The organism is Azospirillum sp. B506 (assembly GCF_000333595.1).
Taxonomy (GTDB): Bacteria; Pseudomonadota; Alphaproteobacteria; order Azospirillales; family Azospirillaceae; genus Azospirillum.
Map to the genome: position 1 here is coordinate 1 of NZ_BADK01000874.1, position 5433 is coordinate 5433.

Sequence of the window (5433 nt, forward strand, 5' to 3'; positions counted from 1 at the left end):
CGCCAGACCCATGACGTCGAGCAGCCGGCCCAGCACCGCCTCGCCCACCGGGGCGGTCAGCGGCCTGCCGGTGGGGCGGGCCGGCGTGCCGCGCCGCAGCCCGGAGGTGCCCTGCAGCGCGATGGCGCGGGCGGTGCGGGCGTCGAGGTGGCTCTGCACCTCGGCCATCAGCCGCTCAGGGCCGTCCCACAGGATTTCCACCGCCTCGAACAGCGGCGGCAGGGACGCTTCGGCAAAGCGGAGGTCGATGACGGACCCACGGACGGCGATCACCCGCCCATCGCCGGACATGGCGGGGGTGGGAGAGGGGGACGGCGGATGAGGGACGGGCGATGGCGCGGACATGCTCACTCCAGCCGGTTGGCAACCGTGCAGGGCGGTGGGCCTTCAGGGCGGTGGGCTTCGCCGCATCGCCGGGACTGGAAACGCCTCCGGCCCTTTCCCGCCGGGTGGGGAAGGGGGCGCCGGAATGCCTTTGCGGATATCTCCGATCGAGGCGGCGCCATCGGGGGTGGAGGGCAACACGTCAACCAGTTCGACCACCGGATCCGACGATAGACCCGATCCACCCTTCGCTGCATTGCGTCAAATCAAACCCTGTCCCCAGGAATTGTCCTGACCGGAGCGGGGGACGGTCCCTGCCGTCGGCCGAGCGCCCGGTCCTCCGCCCGGATGCGCACGGCCAGCATCGCCGCATTCAGGATCGAAAAGACGATGGCGTAGCCGGCCATGCCGAAGGCGAGCGGAAGAGCGGCGATCTCCACCGCGACCGCCAGATAGTTGGGATGGTCGGTGAAGCGGTAGGGGCCGGTGCGGACCGGCGGCACCCCGTCGGGCACGACGATCCGGGTGGTCCAGCGTCGTCCCAGCGTCGCCTGCACCCACAGGCGGAGCGCCTGCATGACGAGCAGGACCGCCAGCCAGACCGGCTCGACGGGCACGCTCCCCGGAGGCCCCGATGCGCCTCCCAGGGCGACGCTCCAGAGACCGGCCAGCCACCCGACATGCAGCAGCACCATCCACGGATAATGGCCGCGCCCATGTTCCCGGGCACCTTGGGCCAGCAGCGCGGCCCGGTTGCGCCGGTCGATGACCAGTTCGCTGAGGCGCTGGGCCGTCGCCAGCAGCTTGACTACGATCGGAGCCGTCACCGTACCCCCCGCCGCATCCTGATCAGGTTGGCGGCAAACCCGGGGCCGAGCGCCAGTCAGCGCCGCGCGGTCCGGCAAGCCCGCCCGGCGCGCGCGGTCGAGCACGAACAGCACGGTGGGGGCGGACATGTTGCCGTGGTCGGCCAGCACCGCCCGTTCATGGTCGAGGCTGCCGGTCTCCAGCCGCAGCACCTCCTCCAGCGCCGCCAGCACGCGGGTGCCGCCGGGATGGCAGATGAAGCGGCCGATCCGCTCCTCCTCCGCGCCGCATTGGACAAGCAGCCGGGACAGGGCGGGGCGCAGGTGGGCCTGCAGGAATTGCGGCAGCGCCGCTGACAGGACGATGCCGAAGCCGCCGTCGTCGATGCGCCAGCCCATGATGTCCTGCGCCCGCGGAAACAGATGCTGGCCAGCACCGTCGATGACGGCGAAGGCGCGCTCCTCCGCACCGCCGCGCAGGACGCAGGCGGCGGCGCCGTCGCCGAACAGGGCGGTCGCCACCAGATTGGCGCGGCTGCCGTCATCCTGCCGGAAGGCGAGGCTGCACAGCTCCATGGTCACGAACAGCACGGTGCGGCCGGGTGTCGCCGCCGCCAGCCGCGCGGCGGTTGCCAGCCCCGCCACGCCGCCGGCGCAGCCGAGACCGAACAGCGGCAACCGCTCGATGTCCGGCCGGAGGCCCATGGCTTCGGCCAGCTGCGCGTCCAGGCTCGGCACCGCGAAGCCGGAGGAGGAGGAGACGACCACGCAATCGACCTCCGCGGGATCGACGCCGGCATCCGCCAGGGCCGCGGTCGCCGCCTGGACGAACAGGGCCTCGGCCGCCTGCCGGTAGGCGGCCATGCGGTCGCTCCAGCCATGGGGGGCGGCATACCAGTCAGCCGGCCGGGCGCAGTGACGCCGGGCGATGCCGGTGTTGGCGAAGACCCGTTCGAACTGGGGGAAGCCGGCAAGTCGGTCGCCGAAGATACGGGTGGTGAGGAGGGCGGCCTCCTCCTGGGACAGGACATGGGGCGGCAGGCCGAGGCCCAAGCCAAGCAAAGCCACGGGTGGGAACAAGGGGCGGCTCCATTCGGGGGCCGCAAGCGGGATGCTGGCGGCGCGGCGGGTGGGGAACACGCCGGCAGGGCCATCTATTCGGTGCCGCGACGGGGTCGAAAAAATCGATATGCGACCGAATAGCCGCCGGGGGTGGGGTGTTGTCCGCCAGCGCCGCGATATGGCCGAACCGTTACCCATCGAATTCCAGGAGACGTCATGAAGAGCACTCGTTCCAAGGCTGGAAGCAGCGTCCTTGCCGGTCTGCTGTGCGCCACCCTTCTCGGCACCGGCCTGCTGGTTCCAGTCTCCGCCCGCGCCATGGGCGACGATACCACCCCGACCTGCAAGCCGGGCGAGGTCTATGACAAGAAGACCAGGCAATGCGTGAAGCAGAGCGGCGCCAACCTCAGCGATGACAACATCGCCGACTATGCCTATTCGCTGGCGAAGGCGGAGCGCTATCAGGAGGCGCTGGACATCCTCGCGACGGCGCGCAACCAGGACAGTCCGGTTGTGCTGAACTATCGCGGCTACGCCACCCGCAAGCTGGGCCGCGTACGACGAGGGCATCGGCTATTACCTGAAGTATGGTGGCGGCCGACCCGTCCTATGTCAAGGTCCGGGAATATCTCGGGGAAGCCTACATGCTCAAGGGACGCTCCGATCTGGCGCGGGAGCAGCTGGCGGCGATCCGTTCGATCTGCGGCACCGGATGCGAGGAGTACCGCGACCTGGAAGAGGCCATCGCCGCGCCGGCCAGGGGCTGACGCCACCGGCGGGAGCGCCTTCCATCCCATGCGGGAGGCTCTCCCGCCGTCTTGTCCAGTCACCGGGAAGGCGGATGATGGCTATCGTCGAGAGCGGCTGTGAGGCATATGGTTGGGCGGGGCCGGTACAGTGCCAAAAGGAGCGGATCGGCCCGGACGCCATGCGAGGGAGCGGTGAGATCGCCAGCGAAGCGGAAGTCAGGCGCGGCTTGTCCGTCACCTTGCCGCGCCTTTGGCGCTATGGCTTTGTCCTGTCGCGCCAGCGCGACTGGGCGGACGATCTGGTGCAGCAGACCTGCCTGCGGGCTTTGGAGCGGCATGGCCAGTTCCAGCCCGGTTCCCGCATCGACCATTGGCTGTTCGCCATCCTGAATTCGGTCTGGCTGAACGAGGTTCGGGCGCGGCGGGTCCGCTTCGGCCAGGGAACCGTCGAGGCGGAGACGAGCCTGGAAGTCGACGGCGCGCGCGAGGCCGAGGCGAAGGTGCTGGCCGGGCAGGTGATGCGGCTGGTCGGCGACCTGCCGGAAGCCCAGCGGGCGGCGGTGTTCCTCGCCTATGTGGAAGGCCTGACCTACCGCGAGGTTGCGGCGGTTCTCGACGTGCCGGTCGGAACGGTGATGAGCCGTCTGGCGGCGGCGCGGGCAAAGCTGGCGGACAGGATGAGCGACGGAGCAGCACGATGACCGGAGAGAGCGACCAGTCCCCGATGCCCTCCGACGAGGAACTGACCGCCTTCATCGACGGCGAACTGGAGGAGGAGCATCGCACCCGCCTGCTCGACCTGATGGAGCGCGATCCGGCGGTGGCCGCACGGGTGGAGCATCTTTCCCGCGCCAGCCTGCCCTTCGGCGAGGCTTTCCAGCCCTTGCTGGACGCCGCTCCGACGGCCGATCTGCAACGGATGCTCGACGGGATGTCCGTGCCGCCGGTTGCCGCCAACGCGGTCGTTCCGTTGGCCCGCCGCCGCCTGTTCGGCGCCATCGCCGCATCGGTGGCGGCGGGTGTGCTGGGGGACCGGATGCTGGTCCGGCTGCTTGGAGCCGGCGACAGCGACGATCTGGCCGACGATGACGGCGGACCGGACCGGGAGCGCCACTGGCATGGCGTGGTCGCGCAATATATGGGGTTGTACACGCGGGAAACGGTCGGCGGGTCCACGCCCGGCCGCGACGTCCAGGCGGCACAGCTCGCCGCCCTGAACCGGCCGCTCAACCTGGCCCTGACGCCGGAGGCGGTCGAGGTCGCCGGGGCGGAATTCCGCCGGGCGCAAATTCTGTCCTACGACGACATGCCGCTGGCCCAGATCACCTATCTCGATCCGCGCAGCGGTCCGCTGGCACTCTGCATCCTGCGCCGTCCCGGCACCGTGCGCGGGGTGGAGCAGGACAGGCGCGGCGGGCTGTCCATCGCCTATTGGACCGGGCCGGACCATGCCGCCCTGCTGATCGGCCGGTTGCCGCCCCAGGAGCTGACGGCCAAGGCCGAAGCGGTCCGCGGGCGGCTGGCGATCTGAGACGCTTGCCGATCCGGCCGGGACAGGCTCGCCGATGGCGGCGCCGTCCCGGCCGGAAAAGCCTCAGCCCATAAGCCCTTAGCCCATTAGCCTTCAGCCGATCTCGAACTTGATGCCCTGGGCGAGCGGCAGCGCGGAGGAGTAGTTCACCGTCGCGGTCTGGCGGCGCATGTAGGCCTTCCAGGAATCCGACCCGGACTCGCGGCCGCCGCCGGTCTCCTTCTCGCCGCCGAAGGCGCCGCCGATTTCGGCACCGCTGGGGCCGATGTTGACGTTGGCGATGCCGCAGTCGGACCCGGCGGCCGACAGGAAGCGCTCCGTCTCACGCAGGTCGGTGGAGAAGATGCAGGAGGACAGACCCTGCGGCACCGCGTTCTGCAGCGCGATGGCCTCGTCCAGCGTGTCGTAGGTCAGGACATAGAGGATCGGCGCGAAGGTCTCGTGCCGCACCACCTCGGTCTGGGCCGGCATCTCGACGATGGCCGGGGTGACATAGTAGGCGTCGGGGAAGCGGTCGGTCAGCGTGCGCTCGCCGCCCGTCACCGTGCCGCCCTCGGCCTTGGCGGCCTCCAGGGCGCGCTGCATCGCCTTGAAGGCGTCGGCATCGACCAGCGGACCCATCAGGATGCCGGACTCCAGCGGGCTGCCGATCGGAACCGAGGCATAGGCCGCCTTCAGGCGCGGCAGCAGCTGCTCCTTGACCGAGCGGTGGACGATCAGCCGGCGCAGCGTGGTGCAGCGCTGGCCGCAGGTGCCGACGGCGGAGAACAGGATGGCGCGCAGCGCCATGTCGAGGTCGGCGGACGGCGCCACGATCATGGCGTTGTTGCCGCCCAGCTCCAGGATCGAGCGGCCGAAACGCTCCGCCACCACCTTGGAGACTTCGCGGCCCATGCGGGTGGAGCCGGTGGCCGAGACGATGGGGAAGCCGGGAGGGGCGACCAGCGCCTCGCCGATCTCA

Annotated in this window: 5 protein-coding genes and 1 pseudogene; 3 read left to right on the forward strand and 3 right to left on the reverse strand. The window is 70.4% G+C overall.

The genetic code is table 11. The features are described 5' to 3' along the window. Both I71_RS26935 and I71_RS26945 read right to left on the reverse strand, forming a co-directional pair. Positions 1-345 (reverse strand): annotated as a pseudogene (locus tag I71_RS26935) (F0F1 ATP synthase subunit beta); the annotation flags it as partial. A gap of 245 nt (positions 346-590) precedes the next feature. Further along, complete coding sequence (locus I71_RS26945; RefSeq protein WP_199902267.1) at positions 591-2210, reverse strand: isoprenylcysteine carboxylmethyltransferase family protein; 1620 nt, start codon at positions 2208-2210, stop codon at positions 591-593. A gap of 198 nt (positions 2211-2408) precedes the next feature. On the opposite strand from I71_RS26945, the gene I71_RS26950 reads away from it, so the two are divergent. The 3 genes from I71_RS26950 (at position 2409) to I71_RS26960 (ending at position 4472) form a co-directional block, all read left to right on the forward strand. Continuing rightward, positions 2409-3062: a hypothetical protein gene (locus I71_RS26950; protein WP_199902268.1), complete on the forward strand. Its 654-nt coding sequence runs from the start codon at positions 2409-2411 to the stop codon at positions 3060-3062. 106 nt (positions 3063-3168) lie between these two features. After that, positions 3169-3642 carry an RNA polymerase sigma factor gene (locus tag I71_RS26955; RefSeq protein ID WP_199902269.1) on the forward strand — a complete coding sequence of 158 codons (474 nt, stop codon included), beginning with the start codon at positions 3169-3171 and terminating at the stop codon, positions 3640-3642. Continuing rightward, positions 3639-4472 carry an anti-sigma factor gene (locus I71_RS26960; RefSeq protein ID WP_042701222.1) on the forward strand — a complete coding sequence of 278 codons (834 nt, stop codon included), beginning with the start codon at positions 3639-3641 and terminating at the stop codon, positions 4470-4472. Before I71_RS26955 ends, I71_RS26960 begins: the two co-directional genes overlap by 4 nt. Before the next feature lie 93 nt (positions 4473-4565). Here the strand turns inward: I71_RS26960 and I71_RS26965 are convergent. Next, a partial coding sequence (locus I71_RS26965; RefSeq protein WP_042701224.1) for an aldehyde dehydrogenase family protein occupies positions 4566-5433 on the reverse strand: 868 nt, incomplete at its 5' end.

What these genes read in the sequence shown, in the direction of transcription:
- I71_RS26950 (WP_199902268.1), top strand. Translation starts at nt 2,409, where the DNA reads ATGAAGAGCACTCGTTCCAAGGCTGGAAGCAGCGTCCTTGCCGGTCTG.
- I71_RS26960 (WP_042701222.1), top strand. Translation starts at nt 3,639, where the DNA reads ATGACCGGAGAGAGCGACCAGTCCCCGATGCCCTCCGACGAGGAACTG.